This is a genomic window from Sphingomonas sp. (assembly GCF_036402235.1).
Taxonomy (GTDB): domain Bacteria; phylum Pseudomonadota; class Alphaproteobacteria; order Sphingomonadales; family Sphingomonadaceae; genus Sphingomonas.
Genome location: NZ_DASWTG010000026.1, coordinates 1 through 18,983, shown reverse-complemented (window position 1 = coordinate 18,983; position 18,983 = coordinate 1). Strand labels below are relative to the sequence as shown.

At 67.2% G+C, this 18,983-nt stretch carries 20 protein-coding genes and 1 riboswitch; of the genes, 15 read left to right on the top strand and 5 right to left on the bottom strand.

Translation table 11 applies throughout. The features are described 5' to 3' along the window. Positions 1-117: 117 nt before the first annotated feature. The 4 genes from VGD28_RS05380 (at position 118) to VGD28_RS05365 (ending at position 3,832) form a co-directional block, all read left to right on the top strand. On the top strand, positions 118-1,272 hold the full coding sequence (locus VGD28_RS05380; protein WP_331027301.1) for a mandelate racemase/muconate lactonizing enzyme family protein: 1,155 nt from the start codon (positions 118-120) through the stop codon (positions 1,270-1,272). Beyond that, complete coding sequence (locus VGD28_RS05375; RefSeq protein WP_331027300.1) at positions 1,269-1,655, top strand: RidA family protein; 387 nt, start codon at positions 1,269-1,271, stop codon at positions 1,653-1,655. Before VGD28_RS05380 ends, VGD28_RS05375 begins: the two co-directional genes overlap by 4 nt. After that, positions 1,652-2,425: a creatininase family protein gene (locus VGD28_RS05370; protein WP_331027299.1), complete on the top strand. Its 774-nt coding sequence runs from the start codon at positions 1,652-1,654 to the stop codon at positions 2,423-2,425. The genes VGD28_RS05375 and VGD28_RS05370 overlap by 4 nt, the downstream gene beginning before the upstream one ends. Positions 2,426-2,530: 105 nt before the next feature. Next, positions 2,531-3,832, top strand: a complete 1,302-nt coding sequence (locus VGD28_RS05365; protein ID WP_331027298.1) for an Hsp70 family protein — start codon at positions 2,531-2,533, stop codon at positions 3,830-3,832. A gap of 141 nt (positions 3,833-3,973) precedes the next feature. On the opposite strand, the gene VGD28_RS05360 is transcribed toward VGD28_RS05365, so the two are convergent. Further along, complete coding sequence (locus tag VGD28_RS05360) at positions 3,974-4,543, bottom strand: TMEM165/GDT1 family protein (protein ID WP_331027297.1); 570 nt, start codon at positions 4,541-4,543, stop codon at positions 3,974-3,976. Between the two features lie 66 nt (positions 4,544-4,609). Further along, a riboswitch (yybP-ykoY riboswitch) is annotated at positions 4,610-4,750 on the bottom strand. 89 nt (positions 4,751-4,839) lie between these two features. Between VGD28_RS05360 and VGD28_RS05355 the strand changes: the two genes are divergently transcribed. Together VGD28_RS05355 and VGD28_RS05350 are read left to right on the top strand one after the other, a co-directional pair. Next, complete coding sequence (locus VGD28_RS05355; protein ID WP_331027296.1) at positions 4,840-5,613, top strand: class II aldolase/adducin family protein; 774 nt, start codon at positions 4,840-4,842, stop codon at positions 5,611-5,613. Positions 5,614-6,052: 439 nt separating this feature from the next. Continuing rightward, complete coding sequence (locus VGD28_RS05350) at positions 6,053-6,853, top strand: hypothetical protein (RefSeq protein ID WP_331027295.1); 801 nt, start codon at positions 6,053-6,055, stop codon at positions 6,851-6,853. 29 nt (positions 6,854-6,882) lie between these two features. On the opposite strand, the gene VGD28_RS05345 is transcribed toward VGD28_RS05350, so the two are convergent. From VGD28_RS05345 to VGD28_RS05335, 3 genes are all read right to left on the bottom strand, one after another. Continuing rightward, complete coding sequence (locus VGD28_RS05345; protein WP_331027294.1) at positions 6,883-8,763, bottom strand: acetyl/propionyl/methylcrotonyl-CoA carboxylase subunit alpha; 1,881 nt, start codon at positions 8,761-8,763, stop codon at positions 6,883-6,885. Further along, a complete protein-coding gene (locus VGD28_RS05340; RefSeq protein WP_331027356.1) occupies positions 8,760-9,167 on the bottom strand; it encodes an endonuclease domain-containing protein in 408 nt (135 codons plus the stop codon). The genes VGD28_RS05345 and VGD28_RS05340 overlap by 4 nt, the downstream gene beginning before the upstream one ends. A 95-nt stretch (positions 9,168-9,262) precedes the next feature. After that, positions 9,263-10,864, bottom strand: a complete 1,602-nt coding sequence (locus tag VGD28_RS05335) for a carboxyl transferase domain-containing protein (RefSeq protein ID WP_331027293.1) — start codon at positions 10,862-10,864, stop codon at positions 9,263-9,265. 48 nt (positions 10,865-10,912) lie between these two features. On the opposite strand from VGD28_RS05335, the gene VGD28_RS05330 reads away from it, so the two are divergent. Beyond that, positions 10,913-11,251, top strand: a complete 339-nt coding sequence (locus tag VGD28_RS05330) for a DMT family protein (protein WP_331027292.1) — start codon at positions 10,913-10,915, stop codon at positions 11,249-11,251. Position 11,252: 1 nt separating this feature from the next. On the opposite strand, the gene VGD28_RS05325 is transcribed toward VGD28_RS05330, so the two are convergent. After that, positions 11,253-12,404, bottom strand: a complete 1,152-nt coding sequence (locus VGD28_RS05325; RefSeq protein WP_331027355.1) for an isovaleryl-CoA dehydrogenase — start codon at positions 12,402-12,404, stop codon at positions 11,253-11,255. 96 nt (positions 12,405-12,500) lie between these two features. Here VGD28_RS05325 and VGD28_RS05320 point away from each other — a divergent pair, with 96 nt between their 5' ends. The 8 genes from VGD28_RS05320 to VGD28_RS05285 all read left to right on the top strand — a co-directional run bounded on the left by VGD28_RS05320 (position 12,501) and on the right by VGD28_RS05285 (position 18,748). After that, positions 12,501-13,364: a LysR family transcriptional regulator gene (locus tag VGD28_RS05320; RefSeq protein WP_331027291.1), complete on the top strand. Its 864-nt coding sequence runs from the start codon at positions 12,501-12,503 to the stop codon at positions 13,362-13,364. A 190-nt stretch (positions 13,365-13,554) separates the two neighbouring features. Beyond that, positions 13,555-14,004, top strand: a complete 450-nt coding sequence (locus VGD28_RS05315; protein WP_331027290.1) for a MaoC family dehydratase — start codon at positions 13,555-13,557, stop codon at positions 14,002-14,004. Positions 14,005-14,169: 165 nt separating this feature from the next. Beyond that, complete coding sequence (locus VGD28_RS05310) at positions 14,170-14,580, top strand: TadE/TadG family type IV pilus assembly protein (protein WP_331027289.1); 411 nt, start codon at positions 14,170-14,172, stop codon at positions 14,578-14,580. Next, complete coding sequence (locus VGD28_RS05305; protein ID WP_331027288.1) at positions 14,577-16,181, top strand: pilus assembly protein TadG-related protein; 1,605 nt, start codon at positions 14,577-14,579, stop codon at positions 16,179-16,181. The genes VGD28_RS05310 and VGD28_RS05305 overlap by 4 nt, the downstream gene beginning before the upstream one ends. Next, on the top strand, positions 16,178-16,426 hold the full coding sequence (locus tag VGD28_RS05300) for a hypothetical protein (RefSeq protein ID WP_331027287.1): 249 nt from the start codon (positions 16,178-16,180) through the stop codon (positions 16,424-16,426). The genes VGD28_RS05305 and VGD28_RS05300 overlap by 4 nt, the downstream gene beginning before the upstream one ends. A gap of 43 nt (positions 16,427-16,469) precedes the next feature. Then, positions 16,470-16,979 carry a (2Fe-2S)-binding protein gene (locus tag VGD28_RS05295; protein WP_331027286.1) on the top strand — a complete coding sequence of 170 codons (510 nt, stop codon included), beginning with the start codon at positions 16,470-16,472 and terminating at the stop codon, positions 16,977-16,979. Positions 16,980-17,083: 104 nt separating this feature from the next. Beyond that, the gene (locus tag VGD28_RS05290) at positions 17,084-17,956 is read left to right on the top strand and encodes an RcnB family protein (RefSeq protein ID WP_331027285.1); all 873 of its coding nucleotides are present in this window, start codon (positions 17,084-17,086) and stop codon (positions 17,954-17,956) included. Between the two features lie 87 nt (positions 17,957-18,043). After that, entirely contained in the window at positions 18,044-18,748 is a 705-nt protein-coding gene (locus VGD28_RS05285) for a 2OG-Fe(II) oxygenase (protein ID WP_331027284.1), read from the top strand. The last annotated feature ends 235 nt before the right edge of the window (positions 18,749-18,983 follow it).

Below are 18,983 nucleotides of genomic sequence, written 5' to 3'. Positions count from 1 at the left end.
TCTAAGCGGGAGATCTGCATTTTGCTAGCGGTTTGGTATAAATTGGTTATGCTGTTTGCGTGACCAAAATCTCCGCGCGACAACCAGTGAGCGCGGCAGTTCGGGAGAGGGTGAGGCATGCGTTCAGGCACCGGGGACGATCCGGTCATCGTCAAGTTCGATTTTAACGAGGCCATCGTTCCCGCCAAGCCGGGGATGATCAGCTCGGAGACGCTGGCCAAGCCGCTGCATATGCTCCCGGTGGGCGGCAAGGCGGCGTGGAGCGTACAGTTCGACGCGCTGCCCAAGCTGGTCGTGCGTATGACCCTGGCCAATGGCGTGGTCGCGCTGGGCGAATTCTATCGCGACCACGAATGGTCGCGGATCGAGGCGATTGCGGGCGACCTTCTCGGCGTCAACATCGCTCATCTGACCCTGCAGGAGTTGCCTCTGCCCTTGGTGCGCGAGTTCGACGGGTTCGAGCTGGCGATCTGGGACGGCTGGGCCAAGACGTTAGGGCTGCCGCTCCATCGCCTGCTCGGCGGGCCGGTGCGCGAGAAGGTGTTGTGTCACGCCTGGTCGAGCCACCGCACGCTCGACGAAATCGGCCCCTGGGTGCGCGCCTATCAGGAGCAGGGCTATCAGGGCATCAAGCTCAAGGCCGATCTTGAGGACGACGTCGTCGGCATCTGCGAGCGGATCGCGGCGCACGCACCGGGCATGAAGGTCGTGTTCGACCCGAACCAGCGCTGGGAGAACATGGCGTCGGCCAAGCTGCGCATCCGCGGGCTGGAGTCGGTCGGCAACGTGCAACTGCTCGAAGACCCGATCCCGAAATGGATGATCCCCGACTATGCCGATCTGTGCCGCTTCTCGTCGATCCCGATCGCGCAGCACATCGCCCTGCCTTATATCTATCAGGGCCAGCGCGTGCATGACATCATCGCGCTGATCCAGCAGCGCGCGGCGGACGGGTTCAACTTCAACGCCGGACTGGCGAAGTTCGCACAGCTCAACGCCATCGCGGAAGCCGCCAACCTCTGGTGCTTCCACGGGTCGGAAGTCGATCTCGGCATCCTCGAGGCAATGTATCTCCACCAGTCGATCGCAGCGAAGAGCTGCGTCTGGTCGAGCGACATCTTCGGCCGGATGCTCCGCGAGCATGACCTGCTCGACACGCCGCTGCGCTTCGAGCCGCCCTATGCCTTCGTGCCCGAAGGGCCAGGCCTAGGTGTCTCGCTCGATCCCGCCGCATTGGAACGCTACGGCGTCCGTCACGAGGTATTCGCATGACCAGCATCATCCGGATCCCGTCGGAGCAGCATGTCACCGCTGGCCCCTATTCGCCCGTGCTCAAGATCAGCCGCGACGCCGATCTCGTCCTGATCTCGGGGCAAGCGCCACTGAACCTCGCCGGCGAGGTGATCGGCGACACGATCGAGGAGCAGGCACGCGTCACGCTGGAGAATTGCCGCAAGCAGCTCGCCGCCGCGGGCGCGGATTTCTCCAACGTGTTCAAGGTCAATGTGTACCTCACCGACCTTGCCGACTGGCCGCGCTTCAACGTGGTGTATCGCGAGATCATGCCCCAGCCCTTCCCGGCGCGGACCGCGATCGGCTGCGCGCTGCTCGACGCGTTCCAGGTCGAAATCGAGATGTGGGCGGCGGTTCCATGAAGTGGCAGGATCTCAGCAGCCCGCGGCTCGACGCGGTCGACCGCAATACGCCGGTGGTGCTCAATATCGCCGCGATCGAGCAGCATGGCCCGCACCTTCCGCTCGACACCGACGCGCTGATCGGCCGTCACTTCACCGGCCGGATCGACGCTGAACTCGGCGATCAGGTGCTGATCCTGCCGCAGCTCCCGGTCTGCTGCTCGCGCCACCACATGGCGTTTGCGGGCACGCTCACCGTGCGGCACGAGACGTTCCTCGCCTATATCACCGATCTGCTCGGTTCGGTCGCGGCGCACGGATTCCGCAATATCGTGATCTTCAACAGCCATGGCGGCAACCTCGCCATCGGGCAAGTCGTGCTCGAATCCTTCGGCAACGATCACCCGGAGGTCGAGCTGTTCATGCTCACCTGGTGGCGCATCGCCGCCGACGAGCTGGCGAAGATTCAGGAGACCGAGTTCGGCGGCGTCGGCCATGCCTGCGAGTTCGAGACCTCGCTGGTGCAGCTGATCGCACCCGAGCTGGTCGAGATCGATGCGGCGGTCGATCAGCTGCCCGTGCATGATTTCCACTGGGCCGCCGCCGACCTGCTCCATGCCGGGCGCGCGGCGCATCACCGCAACATGCACCAGCTCAGCGCCGGGACCGGGGTTTCGGGCTGCCCGTCCAAAGCTTCCCCCGGCAAAGGGCAGGCGATCTCCGACGCCGTCACCCGCGCCGCCGTCGCGATGCTCGAGGACATTCGCAGCGCGAGTGCCCGTCCCGGTTGATCGGACACACACCGCCTGCCCTTGCCGGTTGACGCAGCGCCTGCCATAGGCCGCGCCCCGCCGCGCCTGCGCCGGTGGCCATCATAACCGGCAAAGGAATTGCGCGTGGACAGCGCCACCCGCCCCAGCGCGCTCGGGCTCGATTTCGGCACGACCAACACCGTGGTCGCATTGGCGGACGGCCGCGGCGATTCGCGGCTGGTCGAGTTCGCGGGTGAAGCCGCGGCGGGCGCCGTGTTCCGCACCGCACTCTGCTTCTGGGAGGAAGAGCGCGGCTGGAACGGAATCGCGCATGAGGCCGGCCCCTGGGCGATCGAGGAATTCCTCCAGTCGCCGCTCGACAGCCGCTTCGTGCAGTCGTTCAAGAGCGTCGCGGCCAGCCCATTGTTCGAGCGCGCGCAGATCTTCGGCAAGCCGCTCCGCTTCGAGGACCTGGGCCGGAAATTCCTGAGCAAGCTGGTCGCGCATGCCGGCGGCGCGCTCGACGACCGGCCGCGCCGCGTGATCGTCGGCCGCCCCGTCGAATATGCCGGCGCCCGCCCCGATCCCGCGCTCGCGCGCCAGCGCTACGACGCGATGCTGGAAGGGTTCGGGGTCGAGCTTCACTATGTCTACGAGCCGCTTGGGGCCGCGTACAGCTATGCGTCGCAGCTGACCGAGCCTGCCACGATCCTGGTCGCGGATTTCGGCGGCGGCACCACCGACTTCTCGATCGTCCGCGTCGCCGAGCCGGGTGCTGCGCGGCGTTGCGAGCCGCTGGGATCGTCGGGCATCGGCATCGCCGGCGACCGGTTCGACCAGCGCATCGTCGACCACCTCGTGCTGCCGCTGCTCGGCAAGGGCGGCAACTATCGCTCGTTCGGCAAGCTGCTGCCGATCCCCGGGGGCTATTTCACCGAGTTCGCCGACTGGTCGCGGCTCGCGCTGATGCGCAACCGCCGCACGCTCGACGAGCTGCGCCGCCTGCAGCGCGACGCGATCGACCCCGAGCCGATCGGGCGGATGATCGCGCTGATCGAGCATGAGCAGGGCTTTCCGCTCTACGACGCGGTGGGCAAGCTCAAGCGCGCACTCTCGAGCCAGGCCGAGGCCGAGTTCCGCTTCGAGGGCGGCGGCGTCACGATCGCCGAACCGGTCCGCCGCGCCGATTTCGAGCAATGGATCACTGAGGACCTGCGCCGCATCGGGGCTGCGCTGGAGGTGGCACTCGAACAGGCCGGCACATCCACGGACCGGATCGACCGCGTGTTCCTGACCGGCGGCTCGTCACTGATCCCCGCGATCCGGGCGCTGTTCCAACGCCGCTTCGGGAGCGAACGGATCGCGACGGGCGGCGAGCTCACCTCCATCGCGCACGGCCTCGCGCTGATCGGCGAGCAGGACGATCTCGCCCCCTGGGTCGCGTGAAACACGTCCGCAGCTGAGCGAGCCGCGGCCAAGTCGGCTTTCAAGGCGACGCCGAGGCCCTCGGCTTCCAGCCGGGCGAGCAATTTGGTGCCGCCGGTCTCGATCGCCAGCCAATGAAGATCATCGCTCATGCCGCGCAGCCTATCCGGCCAGCGCAACCTGCGCGAGCATCCAGACGCCGACGGCGAGGAACAGCAGCGCCGCGACGATCCGCACGGTGCGAAGCGGCACGCGCTTCACCAGCGCGTTGCCCAGCAGCACCGCGGGAACGTTGGCGATCATCATGCCGAGCGTCGTGCCCGCCGTGACCCAGCCGACCTCGGCGAAGCGCGCGCCGAGCGCGATCGTCGCGATCTGGGTCTTGTCGCCCATCTCGACCAGGAAGAAGCACATCGCCGTGGCAATAAAAGCGCCGTATTTCAATGATTTATTGACATCTTCGTCAAGCTTGTCCGGGATCAGCGTCCACGCCGCCATGGCGATGAAGGACGCGGCGATCAGATAGCGGAACCACGACCCGTCCAGCCACGCCGCCGCCTGCTGGCCCAGCAGTGCGGCGAGGAAATGGTTGGCGAGCGTCGCAACGAGGATGCCGAGGATGATCGGCACCGGCTTCCGAAAGCGGGTGGCGAGGACGATCGCGAGCAGCTGGGTCTTGTCGCCGATCTCGGCGAGGGCGACCAGCGCGGTCGAGGTGAGGAAGGCTTCCAAGCAAAGTCTCCGGGCCGGGCGGTGCGAAGCTCCAACGACACCACGCCCTCCCGCCCGGCCTGAGCGGAAAGCATGGCGCCATTGGTCTCGCCCGAACGGGACCGACGGACGATCCCTGCTCCCTTCGCGCCATGGCCTCTCGACCAAGCATGTTGACGCGGAGGCCCGTCCTGCGACGGCTGGCTACTCCCCAGATGACTGTGGCGGCCCCTAGCGGCTTCGGCCGTGCGACGCAAGTTGCCCTGGCCCGCCTGCTCATGGCATACATACCGCAACCACGAAAAACGGAGAGGACCATGGCCACCGCAATCGCCGACAAGCCCGCTATGTCGCCCAAAGTGTCTGGCGCCGAATGGGAGGCGCGCCAGCAGCTCGCCGCCGCCTATCGCGTGTTCGACATGCTCGGCTGGTCCGAGATGATCTACAACCACATCACGCTGAAGGTGCCGGACGAGGACGGCACCTTCCTGATCAACCCGTTCGGGCTGCATTTCAGCGAGGTGAAGGCGTCGAACCTGGTCAAGATCGACATTGACGGCAACAAGGTCGATGGCAGCCCCTACCTCGTCAACCGCGCCGGCTTCGTGCAGCATTCGGTGTTCCACCGGCATCTGCCCGACGTGCACTGCATCATGCACACCCACACCACCGCGGGGATGGCGGTGAGCAGCCTGGAGGGCGGGCTGCAGCCGATCAACTTCTATGCCTGCAACTTCGCGGGGCAGATCGCCTATCACGACTTCGAGGGCGTGACGGTGCGCGACGAGGAAGGCGAGCGGCTGATCGCCAATCTCGGCGACAAGCGCATGCTGCTGCTGCGCAACCACGGCATCGTCGCGATGGGGCGAACCCTGCCCGAGGCGTTCGTCAAGCACTGGGCGCTGCAGCGCGCATGCGAGATCCAGCTCGCCACGCTGTCGATGGGCAAGCCGCTGGTCGTGCCCGACGAGGTGATCGCGGTGCATCAGCGCGACCTGCACATGGCGCAGGCGTCGATCGCGCCGGGCGCGGCAGACTTCGCGGCGATGGTGCGGCTGGTCGACCGGACCGACAAGAGCTGGCGCGAGTAGCCGGCGGCGCCGAAGTTTACACCCGGGGCGGATTGGCCGCATGACGCATTTGTTCTCCTTTGCCTGCGGCGAATAGGCCGCTGCGCATATTATAACCCATTTGGTTCGTGTAGGAAAATGGAGGGGCATTTCCCGCAGTTTTCTGCGGCTTTCGTCGCAAAGGCGAGGCGCCCCTATCGGCTTCAGCCCACCAAGGCTGCCGCATAGATGCGAACCGATAGACGGAACATGTCGTGGACGATGTTGGCGATTGCGCCCGGTGCAATTGCACGCTGCCGAGCGGAACGGGGAACATGTCGGCGCCCATTGACCGGGGTGCGACAATGACCCGTTCCACAACCAAGTGACCCGATCGCGAACGGCGTACCAACGCTCGCCCCTTTTCACCATCGGGTAAGCCTGGGGCGCTAGAACCCTGCCGGCCAGCAGGAACGCATCCATGATCAAGCACCCCCTTCTCGTACTGTGCGCCGGCGTTCTGGCGATCGGGGAATCGTCCGGATCGCAACAATATCATGAGGCACCCATCGTCCTGCGATCCGACCCGGTGAAGGCCGACTGCCAGACCGGTCATCTGGAGAAGTATCCGCGCTACCTGGCAAGCGGACTGGAGCTGTCGCTCGTTTTCCGGGGGCCGATCGAGGCGAGTGGGCACGGCGAGCTTTTCGATCAGCTCCCCACGGAATTTCGACTGGCCAATGTCATCGTCAACGACGCACGCGTGCTCTTCGTCACCGCGCAGAAGCAGGTGGCAAGCCGCGAGGCCGTCGATCAGCTCATCCGGAAAGCCTGCGAGATCGAACGCATTCCCGGGTTTCGCCTGACCGGCGCCCAAACGATCGATGAGCGCGAAAAACGACGTGCGGATATCCAGCGCGCGGCTCAGCGCGTCGAGCGGGCGCGGTGGGAGCGCGAGACCGCACGCCGCCGCGCCGCAGAGGAGCGCGCCGCCCTCAGGGCACTCCGGCGTTCGCCGCCCACGCCCGATGAACTGACGGTCTTGCTGCGCGACAAATGGGACGAGGTGCTCTCTATGGTGCCGGATAACCCGGTGACTGAAGGCAAGTTCAGCCGGGTGCGCGATGTCCGGTGCAGCCGCCGCGAGGGGAGATTTCACTGCCTTGTCGGCGTACTCGGCACGTCCAAGCAGGGGCCAGAGTACGAGCAGTTGGAACTGGAATTCAGGCGGCTAGAAAATGGGACCGTGGAGTTGGAGTTCCCCGAGGTCGTCATAACCTGAAGCGCCGCGGCCGGTTGCTGCGCCGCCCGCTATTCCGCCTTCGCGACCTTCGCCAGCAGCATATCGACCTGGACCTGCGCACCGGGCGCGGCGCTGAGCGTCTCGACCGTGCCGTCGAACGGGGCGGTGAGCGCCTGCTCCATCTTCATCGCCTCGAGCACCAGCAGCTTCTGGCCGGCGGTCACCGCCTGCCCCTCCACCACCTCGACCGAGACGATGCGGCCGGGCATCGGGGCGAGGATCGAGCCGTCGCCGGCTGCTGCGCCGCCGGCACCGTCGGTGCGATCGGCGGTCACGCGGAAGGTGGCGCCGCCATGGACCAGCAGCGCGGCGCCGTCGCGCGCATGCGGGTGGACGTGCGAGGCGAGGACGCCGCGCTCAGCCTCGAACGTCACGCGCTCGCCATTCACGCTGACCGCGCGCCCGGTCGCCGGATCACGGTTGAGCCGGAACCCTTCGAGGCCGCGCGCCATCGCCGCCGCGGAGTCAGGCAGGTCCTGCTCGAACCGGGCGGTGGCGCAGGTGAGGTCAGCCGCGGTCGGCAGCGGATCGACCGTCAGCGCCTCCCCGCGCCGCTCGATCAGACCGGTGTCGAGCTGGCCCAACGCGAAACCCTCGTCGCCGAGCAGCCGGAACAGGAAGCCGGCATTGGTGCGCACCGGCCACACCGTGAGATAGCTCAGGTCCGCGCGCAGCAATGCGATCGCATCGTCGCGATGCGCGCCATGCGCGATCAGCTTGGCGATCATCGGATCGTAGAAGGGCGAGATCGTCGATCCTGCCTCCACCCCGGTATCGACGCGCACGGTGCCGGCGAAATCGAGCGTTTCGAGCTTCCCGGTCGAGGGCAGAAACCCCCGCGCCGGATCCTCGGCATAGAGCCGCGCCTCGATCGCATGGCCGTTGATCGCGATCTCCTCCTGCCGCAGCGGGAGCGGCTCGCCGCTGGCGACGCGGAGCTGCCATTCGACAAGATCGACGCCGGTGATCGCCTCGGTCACCGGATGCTCGACCTGAAGCCGGGTGTTCATCTCCATGAACCAGATGCGGTCGCCGTGCAGGCCCTGCGACGCATCGGCGATGAACTCGACCGTGCCTGCGCCGACATAGTTCACCGCGCGCGCGGCCTTGATCGCGGCCTCGCACACCGCGCTGCGGGCGTGCTTGTCCATGCCGGGCGCCGGGGCTTCCTCGATCACCTTCTGGTGGCGGCGCTGCATCGAGCAGTCGCGCTCGAACAGATGGACGATGTTGCCGTGGGTGTCGCCGAACACCTGCACCTCGATATGGCGCGGGGCGAGGATGTACTTCTCGATCAGCACGCGATCGTCGCCGAAGGACGAGGCGGCCTCACGCTGGCACGAGGCGAGCGCATCGGCGAATTGCTGCGCAGCATCGACCCGCCGCATGCCCTTGCCGCCGCCGCCGGCGACCGCCTTGATGAGGACGGGGTAGCCGATCCTGTCGGCCTCGCGCTGGAGGCGGTCGAGCGACTGGTCCTCGCCGAGATAGCCGGGGGTGACGGGTACGCGGGCGTCCTGCATCAGCTTCTTGGCCGCGTCCTTGAGGCCCATGGCGCGGATGCTGTCGGGATTGGGGCCGACCCAGATCAGCCCGGCGGCGATGACGGCCTCGGCGAAGTCGGCATTCTCGGAGAGGAAGCCGTAGCCAGGGTGGATCGCCTCAGCCCCCGTTTCCGTGGCGGCGGCGATGATGCGCTCGCCGATGAGGTAGGACGCACGAGCTGGTGACTTCCCGATATGGACGGCTTCGTCGGCCTGGCGGACGTGGAGCGCGTGGGCATCGGCATCGGAATAGACCGCGACGGTGCGGATGCCGAGCCGGCGCGCGGTGCGGATGATGCGGCAGGCGATCTCGCCGCGGTTGGCGATGAGGAGGGATTGGATCATTGGTCTTCCTCTGGATCCTCCCCGGAACGGGGAGGGGGACCATCGCGCAGCGATGGTGGAGGGGGCCCGGCCTGACGGCATGCGATGACGATCGCGGTCAGGCAGCCTTCCATGTTTTTCAGGATTTCGGTCGCGGGGAGTCGTAGCGTGCGGAAGCCTTGGGCAGCGGTGAAGCGGTCGCGCGCTTCGTCCAGCCGCGGCTGCGTTCCACGTTCGTGTGACTCGCCATCGATCTCGATCAGCAGACGTGCGGACAGGCAGGCAAAGTCGGCCGTATATGGTGTCAGCGGGAATTGCTTGCGGAAGCGGTAGCCGCCGGGACGTTTCTGGAGCTGTTGCCAGAGCAGTACTTCGGGCAGGCTCATTTCCTTGCGGAGTTTGCGGGCGCGGCGAACCTGTTTGATCGGTTGCTTGAGGATGGCGGGGCACCCTCCACCACTCGCCTGCGGCGAGCGGTCCCCCTCCCCGTTCCGGGGAGGATTTTTAGGCGTGCCGCTGCTCACATCCTAAACACGCCGAAGCGCGTTCCCTCCTCCACCGGCGCGTTCAAGCACGCCGCGAAGGCCAACCCGAGCACGTCGCGAGTCTGCGCCGGATCGATGATGCCGTCGTCCCAGAGGCGCGCGGTGGCGTGCCAGGGGTTGCCCTCGTCCTCATATTTCTGACGGATCGGGGCCTTGAAGGTCTCGGCCTGCTCGGGCGTCCAGCTGTCCGCGTCGCGGTGCACGGTGGCGAGCACCGACGCCGCCTGCTCGCCGCCCATCACGCTGATGCGGCTGTTGGGCCAGCTGAACAGGAAGCGCGGCGAATAGGCGCGGCCGCACATGCCGTAATTGCCCGCGCCGAAGCTGCCGCCGATCAGCACGGTGACCTTGGGCACGCTCGCGGTGGCGACGGCGGTGACGAGCTTGGCGCCGTGCTTGGCGATGCCCTCCGCCTCGTACTTGCCGCCGACCATGAAGCCCGAGATGTTCTGGAGGAACAGCAGCGGGATGCGGCGCTGGCAGGCGAGCTCGATGAAATGCGCGCCCTTGACCGCACTCTCGCTGAACAGCACGCCGTTATTGGCGAGGATCGCTACGGGGATGCCCCAGATATGCGCGAAGCCGCAGACCAGCGTGCTGCCGTAGAGCGCCTTGAACTCGTGGAATTCGGAGCCATCGACCAGGCGGGCGATGACCTCGTGCACGTCATAGGGCGCGCGGACGTCAGTGGGGACGATGCCGTACAGGTCCTCGGCATCGTAGCGCGGCGGGCGCGGGTCGAGGATCGCGACGTCGGGCTTGCGGTCGCGGGGGAGGTGGCTGACGATATCGCGGACGATGGTCAGCGCATGCGCGTCATTCTCCGCGACATGATCGACCACGCCCGACTTGCGGCCGTGCAGGTCGCCGCCGCCCAAGTCCTCGGCCGAGATTTCCTCGCCGGTCGCGGCCTTCACCAGCGGCGGGCCGGCGAGGAAGATCGTGCCCTGGTTGCGCACGATCACGCTCTCGTCGGACATCGCCGGGACATAGGCGCCGCCGGCGGTGCAGCTGCCCATGACGCAGGCGATCTGGGGGAGGCCCTTGGCCGACATATTGGCCTGGTTGAAGAAGATGCGGCCGAAATGGTCGCGGTCCGGGAACACCTCGGCCTGATGCGGCAGGTTGGCGCCGCCGCTGTCGACGAGATAGATGCACGGCAGCCGGTTCGCCTCGGCGATCTCCTGCGCGCGGAGGTGCTTCTTGACGGTCATGGGATAGTAGGTGCCGCCCTTCACCGTCGCGTCGTTGCACACGATCATGCACTGGCGGCCCGAGACCCGGCCGATCCCCGCGATCATGCCCGCGCCGGGGACCTCGCCCGCATACATGTCGCATGCTGCGAGCTGGCCGATCTCGAGGAAGGGCGAGCCGGGATCGAGCAAGCGCTCGACGCGCTCGCGCGGGAGCAGCTTGCCACGCGCGGTGTGGCGCTCGCGGGACTTCTCGTTGCCGCCCAGCGCCGCCGCCGCGACATCGGTGCGGAGCCGCTCCACCAGCGCGCGATTGTGCGCAGCATTGGCGCGGAAACTCTCATCCTCGGGCGAGAGCGCGGACTTGAGCACGGGACCGCTCATCTTGCGGCTTCCGCAAAGCTCGCGCAGAGCGGAGGAAAGGGGGACTTCATGGCAACCATCCTGCTGCTCGTCGCGTCCAACATCTTCATGACCATCGCCTGGTACTGGCACCTCGGCAAAGACGGACTGGAGAAACCCATTCTCACCGTCATCCTGCTCTCCTGGCTGATCGCCGGGGTGGAATATTGCTTCGCCGTGCCCGCCAACCGCGTCGGGTATCTCGCCGGCTGGACGCCGGGGCAGCTCAAGATGGCGCAGGAGGCGATCGCGCTGACCGTGTTCGGGGTTTTCATGGTGACGGTGCTGGGCGAGGCATTGCACTGGCGCCACGCCGCGGCGTTCGCGTGCATCATGGCGGGGGTGGCGTTCCTGTTCGTCGGCAAGTGATTCACGCCGCGCCGACCAGCTCGCGGCCGATCAACATGCGGCGGATCTCGTTGGTCCCCGCGCCGATGTCGAGCAGCTTGGCGTCGCGCAGGAAGCGCTCGACCGGCCAGTCCCTGGTATAGCCCGCGCCGCCCAGCGCCTGGACCGCTTCGCCCGCGACCCTGAAGGCGTTCTCGCTGGCGAGGAGGATCGCGCCGGCGGCGTCGAAGCGCGTGGTCCTGCCCGCGTCGCATGCCTGCGCTACGGCATAGACATAGGCGCGCGCGGAATTGAGCGCGACATACATGTCGGCGACCTTGGCCTGCATCAGCTGGAAGCTGCCGATCGCCTGGCCGAACTGCTTGCGCTCGCGCAGATACGGCAGGACAACATCGAGGCACGCCTGCATGATGCCGAGCTGGATGCCGGCGAGCACGGTGCGCTCGTAATCGAGGCCCGACATCAGCACGCCGACGCCGCCGTTGAGCGGGCCCATGACATTCTCCTCGGGCACCTCGCAATCGTCGAACACCAGCTCGGCGGTGGGCGAGCCGCGCATGCCCATCTTGTCGATTTTCTGCCCGATGCTGAAGCCGGGCATGCCCTTCTCGATCAGAAAGGTGGTGATGCCGCGCGAGCCTTCGCCAGTCTTGGCGTAGACGACGAGCGTATCGGCATAGGCGGCATTGGTGATCCAGAATTTGGTGCCGTTGAGGATGTAGCGGTCACCGCGGCGCTCGGCGCGCAGCTTCATGCTGACGACGTCGCTGCCTGCCCCAGCCTCGGACATGGCGAGGCTGCCGACATGCTCGCCGGAGATCAGCTTTGGGAGGTATTTCGCCTTCTGCTCGGGGCTCGCCCAGCGGCGGATCTGGTTGACGCAGAGGTTGGAATGCGCGCCGTAGCTGAGGCCGATCGAGGCAGAGGCGCGGCTGACTTCCTCGCACGCGATGACATGCTCGAGATAGCCGAGGCCGAGGCCGCCGAACTCCTCGTCGACGGTGATGCCGTGCAGGCCGAGCTCGCCCATCGCGGTCCACAGCTCGTCGCGCGGGAACCAGTCCTCGGCATCGATGCGCGCGGCGAGCGGCTCGATCCGCTCCTTGGCGAAGCGCTGCGTGGTGTCGCGGATCATCTCCGCGGTCTCGCTCAGCGCGAAATCCATCTGGGGCAGGCTCATCAGGCTCTCCTGGGATTTTCGGCGCAGCTTAGCCGCTCGACACGCGATAGAAAAATTGAAAGGCAGCGCGGAACAGCATAGATGGTATCTATGATAGACCGCTATCTGCTGCGCTATTTCCTCGCCGTCATCGATAGCGGGACGTTCACCGCGGCCGCCGCGCAGGTCAATGTCTCGCAGCCCACGCTTTCCGCCGGCATCGCCAAGCTGGAGCGCGAGACCGGGGCGAAGCTGTTCCGCCGCAACAGCCAGCGGGTCGAGCTGACCGAAGCCGGCGCGCGCTTCGCGGTGCACGCACGGCGGATCGAGCGGGAGTTCAACCTGGCGCAGGCATCGATCGACGGGCTGGCGCCGGGCGGCACGCTGCGGCTGGGCGTGCTCAATACCATCGCCACCGCCGAGCTGGCGGCGTTCGCGGCGCTGGCCGCGCGCGCCGCCCCGGCGCTTGCGGTGGAGCTGGTCGAGGGCAATGCGGCGGCATTGTCGCAGCATCTGTCGCGCGGGCGGATCGATCTCGCGCTCACCGCGACGCATGGCGAGCCGGGCGGGGAGATGGAGCCGTTGCGCACCGAATCCTATGTGCTCGCCCTCCCCGCCTCGCACCCCCTCGCCGGCGAACCCGCAATCCCCGGCGAGGCGCTGGCGGGCGAGACGATGATCGTCCGCCGCAACTGCGAGGCGCTGTCGGAGACCAGCCGCTATTTCACCCGGCGCGGCATCCGCCCCTTCTTCGCGCTGCGCACCACCAATGACGACCGCGCGCTGGAGATGATCGCGGCGGGCCTTGGGGCGACGGTGATCCCCGAGTCGCACCGCCATCCGGGAGTCGCGAGTCCCGCGCTGCTCGGCTTCGGCATCACGCGCACGCTCGCGCTGGCCTGGGGTGATGATACGGTGGCGATGCGGGAGGCGTCGGCACCCCTCACCGATGCGCTGCGAGTGCAGTTTGCTTGATCCTCCCCCGCCAGGGGGAGGTGGCAGGCGCAGCCTGACGGAGGGGGCGGATGCCAGAACATATGTTGGGAGTCCTCCCCCTCCGTCGCCTTCGGCGCCACCTCCCCCTGGCGGGGGAGGATTAGGAATGTTCGGGGGCTGACAGGCGCAATGTTCACGCTATGTGAAACCCGACAATGGGAGGGCAGGCATGGCGGGGCGCTATTTCGACGAGTGGCAGGTGGGCGACCGGATCGTGCATGACCTGCGCCGCACGGTGACGGAGACCGACAACCTCCTCGTCTCCACCCTCACCCATAATCCGCAGCCGCTGCACCTCGACGCCGAAGCCGCGGGCGCGACCGAGTTCGGGCGGATCGTCGTCAACGGCACCTTCACCTTCGCGCTGCTGATCGGCATCTCGGTCGGCGACACCACGCTGGGCACGCTCGTCGCCAATCTGGGCTATGACGAAGTGCGCATGCCCAAGCCCGTGTTCATCGGCGACACGCTGCGCGCCGAGACCGAGGTGGTCGAGCTGCGCCCCTCCAAGTCGCGCCCGGGTCAGGGCATCGTCACCTTCCGCCATGTGATGCTCAACCAGCGCGACGAGACGGTTTGCACCTGCCTGCGCAGTGCCTTGCTTCAGGCGCGCGGCTAAGGTCTGACTGGAAATACGCGAAAGAGCGCATTTCCAAACAACTCCAAGCCACACCATCCGTTTTGGAGTACAAGTACTTCCGATATGGGCTTAGCATCATACTCAGAACGATAATTCGTTAACCAAATCGGCGTATAAACACTCCTGTAAACAAGGAGCAATATTATGCGCCTGGTTTCGGATAGAAGAGGCACAGCGATCATCGAGTTCGCGATCCTGTTGCCCGTCCTTATTGCCATGCTCACCGGGATGATCTGTTACGGTCTTTACCTTGGCGCGGCGAACTCTGTGCAACAACTTGCAGCAGATGCAGCACGGCACAGCATCGCCGGTGAAACGCTTGCCGAACGCCAGACGATGGTCACCGGCTATGTCGACACGCATGGCCCGTCCTACTTCCTCGTCCGCGCCGAGCGGCTGAGCGAGGTGAGCGCGACCGAGCAGGCGAACGGCCGGCTGCGCGTGCGCATTTCCTACAATGCAAGCTGGCTGCCGATCTTCGGCTTCTCCCGCTTCATCCCGCTGCCGCCGTCGACGATCACGCGCGACTGCGTGACGCTGGGGCCTTCGACATGAGCCGCGCGCTATGGCATGACCGCGACGGAACCGCCGCGATGCTGATCGGGGGCGCGCTCCCCTTCCTGCTCGCCGCGGCCGCCGCTGCGGTGGATGTCGGCGCGGTCGCGCTGGAGCGGCGGCGGATGCAGGGTGCGGTCGATGCCGCCGCGCTCTCCGCCGCGCAGGACCTGACCGCCGCCGACGCCCGCGCGCGTGCCGTGCTCACCGCCAACGAGGTGGTGTCGCCCGCCACGGCGCAAGTGGCGACGGGGCTGGTCACAGGCAGCGGCACTTCGCGGGCCTTCACCACCGATTCGACCGGAAGTGCGGTGCGCGTCACCGCGACCTATCCCAATCCCAGCTATTTCCTGCGCGCGCTGGGGTTGCGCTTCAACGACTCCAGCGTGAGCGCGGTCGCGGGGCAGCGCAACCTGGGCGCGATCTCGATCGGATCGGCGGTGGCGACCTTCGACAACGGCCTGATCAACAGCCTGACGCGCGGCCTTACCGGATCGAGCGTCGGCCTGTCGCTGGTGGGCTATCAGGGGCTGGCGAGCGCCGACATCAGCCTGTTCGCCTTTCTCGACGCGGTGGCGGTGCGCGGCAATCTGGGCGTCATGACCTATGAGCAATTGCTCACGCAGGACATCGAGATGCCCGCGCTGCTGCGTGCGCTCGACGATGTGGCCGGGGGACAGGGGCTGGGCGCGGTCGCGTCGGGGATCACGGGCACGCCGCGCTCGATCCGACTGGGCGACCTGATCGGCCTCGACATGGCGGGGGCAGGATCGGCCGGCAGCGGCGGCGCATCGGCATTGGTGGCAAAGATGCGCGCAAGCGAGCTGCTGGGCGCGATGCTGTCGGTCGCCAATCGCGACCATGTCGTTGCGCTCGACCTTGCGGGAAGCGTGCCCGGTCTCGCCGCGCTGCGCGCCGAGATCAAGATCGGCGAGACGATGCAGTCGAGCCCGTGGATGGTGGTCAACGACCGCGGCGGGATCGAGGTCAGCACGGCGCAGGCGCGGATCAACCTGACCGCCGAGATCGGGCCGCTGCTCGGCCTTGGCGTCAAGCTGCCGCTCGCGCTCGAGGTGGCGCCGGCGCGCGCGATCCTCGACGCGGTGCCGTGCGCGCCGCGCGACACCGCCGCGGTACGCGCGCGCGCCGGGGTGGCGAAGCTCGCCATCGCCGATCTCGCCATCACCGATCCGATCCCGGCGACCGCCGGCGCGCTCACGCCCGCCCCGCTGATCCGTGCGCCGCTGATCTCGGTCGATGCGAAGGCGCTCGGCGCGCTGGAGGCATCCGACTGGCAGCCCCTCACCTTCACCAAGGCCGAGATCGCCGCGCACCAGTCCAAAAAAGTCGCAACCACCGACGGCGTCTCCACGCTGCTCGGCACGACGCTGGCGTCGACCGATATCGACGTGCGGATCCTCGGGCTTGGGCTCGGTATCGGCCTGCCCGGCGAGAGCCAGGTCCTCGCACGGCTGCTGCAGACGGCGCCGGCGCTGGAGACGGCGTTGTTCCAGCTGCTCGGCGCCACCGGCCTCAGCATCGGCACCGCGCATGTCCGCGTCGACGGCTATCGCTGCGGCAAGCCGGTGCTGATGGCATGAGCGAGGACGACAAGATGGATTCGCTCGACGGCATCCATCCGTGCGACATCCGCTTCTTCCGCGAGCGCGCGCGCGAGGAGCGGCGGCGCATCCGCTACGCCGATACCGGGCGCGGGCAGCGCATCCACGCCGAGATGGCCGAGCATTACGAGATGGTCGCCGACCTGCTCGAGGCGAAGGCGGGTCTGGTTGCCCCGTCGCTCGGCTGGTCGCTCAGGCGGATGCTCGAACGGCTGCTGCGCTGAGCGGGGTTGGGTTTCGCATCACAAACGCTAGTGTGTGGGCCGCATGACCCGCTTCACCGTCAACAACCAGCCCGTCCAGTACAAGCTCGACGCGCGCACGCCGCTGCTGTGGGCGCTGCGTGACGCCTCCAACCTCACCGGCACCAAATATGGCTGCGGCACCGGCGATTGCGGCGCCTGCACGGTCGATATCGACGGGGCGGCCGTGCGATCCTGCCAGGTCACGATCGGCGCGATCGAGGGCAGCTTCGTCACCACGATCGAGGGGCTGGCGGAGAATCGCGCGCATCCGGTGCAGCGCGCGTTCCTAGCCGCGAATGTCGGCCAGTGCGGCTACTGCATCCCGGGCATGGTGATGGCCGCATCGGCGCTGCTGCGGAAGAATCGCAACCCTTCGGACGAGGAGATCGCCGCGGCGATCACCAACCTTTGCCGCTGCGGCGTCTATCCCCGCCTGATCGAGGCGATCGGCCGCGCGGCGCGGCTGGCGCGGGGGGAGGACGACGCCGGCCCCGAAGAGCAGGGCGATCAGGCGCCCGCGATCGGGGAATGAATCCTTTCGCAATGCTGTCAGCGCAATTCAGAAGCGTGTCAGCCGACTCGGTGCAGTAGCGGGTTATTCTGAACGCCGGCGCTCTGCCGGAGCGGAGGACCGAGATGAAGAAGCTTATTCTGGCCGCGCTGATCGGTGCGACCATCCTGACCCCCACCCTGGCGGTCGCGCAGGAGCGCGGCCAGTGGCGCGGGCGCAACGGCGGCGAGGCGCGCGAGCAGCGGCAGCAATTCCGCGCCGAGCGGCAGCAGCAGCGCGAGCAGTTCCGCGCGCAGCGGCAGCAGCAGGCGCCGCAGCAGATGCAGCGCCCCGAATTCCAGCGCCCGCAGCGCCAGTTCGGCCAGCCGCAGGGCGCGGCCCCGCAGTGGCGCCAGGAGCGCCGCGAGTTCCGTCAGGAACGCCGCGACGATCGCCAGGACTTCCGCCAGGAACGGCGTGAGGATCGCCGCGACCTGCGCCAGGGCCAGGTGACGCCCGAGCAGTTCCGCCGCGACCGCCGCGACGACCGCCAGGATTTCCGCCGGGATCGCCAGGACGACCGCCGCGACTGGCAGGATCGCCGCGATGACCGGCGCGACTGGCAGCGCGATCGCTGGGACGATCGCCGCGACTGGCGCGATGGCCGCCGCGACGGCGACTGGCGCAACCGGAGCGACCGGGGCGGCAACTGGGACCGCGGCTGGCGCCAGGATCGCCGCTACGACTGGGGCAGCTATCGCGCCCGCAACCGGAACATCTACCGGCTGCCGCGCTATTACGCCCCGCGGGGATGGAATTACGGCTATCAGCGCTTCTCGATCGGGCTGACGCTGGGTTCGATGCTGTTCGCGTCGAACTATTGGATCAACGATCCGTGGTACTATCGCCTGCCGCCCGCCTATGGCGGCTACCGCTGGGTGCGCTACTATAACGACGCGCTGCTGGTGGATATCTACAGCGGCGAGGTGATCGACGTCGAGTACGACATCTTCTGGTAGGATCGTCACCGATCGTCACGCGCGGAGGCCCGGCCGGCAACGGCCGGGCCTCTTGCGTTTCATCGCGCCCTCGGCAAGTTGCGATCCATGAGCATCTTCGCGAAACCGAAACCCAAACAGGGCGGCGCCTCGATCGCGCGCGCGCGCACCGGGCAACAGATCACGACGCGCCTCGAGGCGAATCCCGCCATCCGCAAGGCCAAGGTCGATGCGGCGCAGATCTATTACTATCCGGGGTTCCTGAGCGACGCGGAATGCGACACGCTGATCCGGCTGATCGACGCCAACCGCCGGCCATCGACCCTGCTCTCGGCCTCCGACGATCCCAATTTCCGCACCAGCGAGAGCTGCGACCTCGACCGCTGGTCGCCCGAGGTGCGCCCGCTCGACGAGCGGATGGCGACCCTGCTGGGCCTGCCGCCCGAGCATGGCGAGACGATGCAGGGCCAGCGCTATGCGCCCGGCCAGCAGTTCCGCCCGCATTACGACTGGTTCAACGAGAGCCAGGAATATTGGACCGCGATGAAGGCGTCGGGCGGACAGCGCACCTGGACGACGATGATCTACCTCAACGATGTCGAGGAGGGCGGCGCCACCTGGTTCCCCCAGGCCGGCATCCGCGTGATGCCCAAACGGGGGCTGCTGCTCGCCTGGAACAACATGCGGCCCGACGGCGCGCCGAACCCGGCCACGCTGCACGAGGGCAGCCCCGTGGTGAAGGGCACCAAATACATCATCACCAAATGGTTCCGGGAATTTCCCTGGATCAACTTGCCGATCAAGACCTACTGATGGGGTGCGGCACCGGCCCGCTCCCCCACCCGGCCATCCATCGATTGTACGTTGTGGGTGGCCGGGTGGGGGAGCGGGCTGGAAGCGCGCGCCACGTGAGCGGCGCAAACGTCTCTAGAGTCTGTCCTGATTATGCTGAATCGATTGGGGATTCCCAAGAGGGTGTGATTGTGATTCAAGCTGCTGGCTGGGCAGGAGGCCAGCAGGGATGGCACGAGCCTATTCTGACGATTTG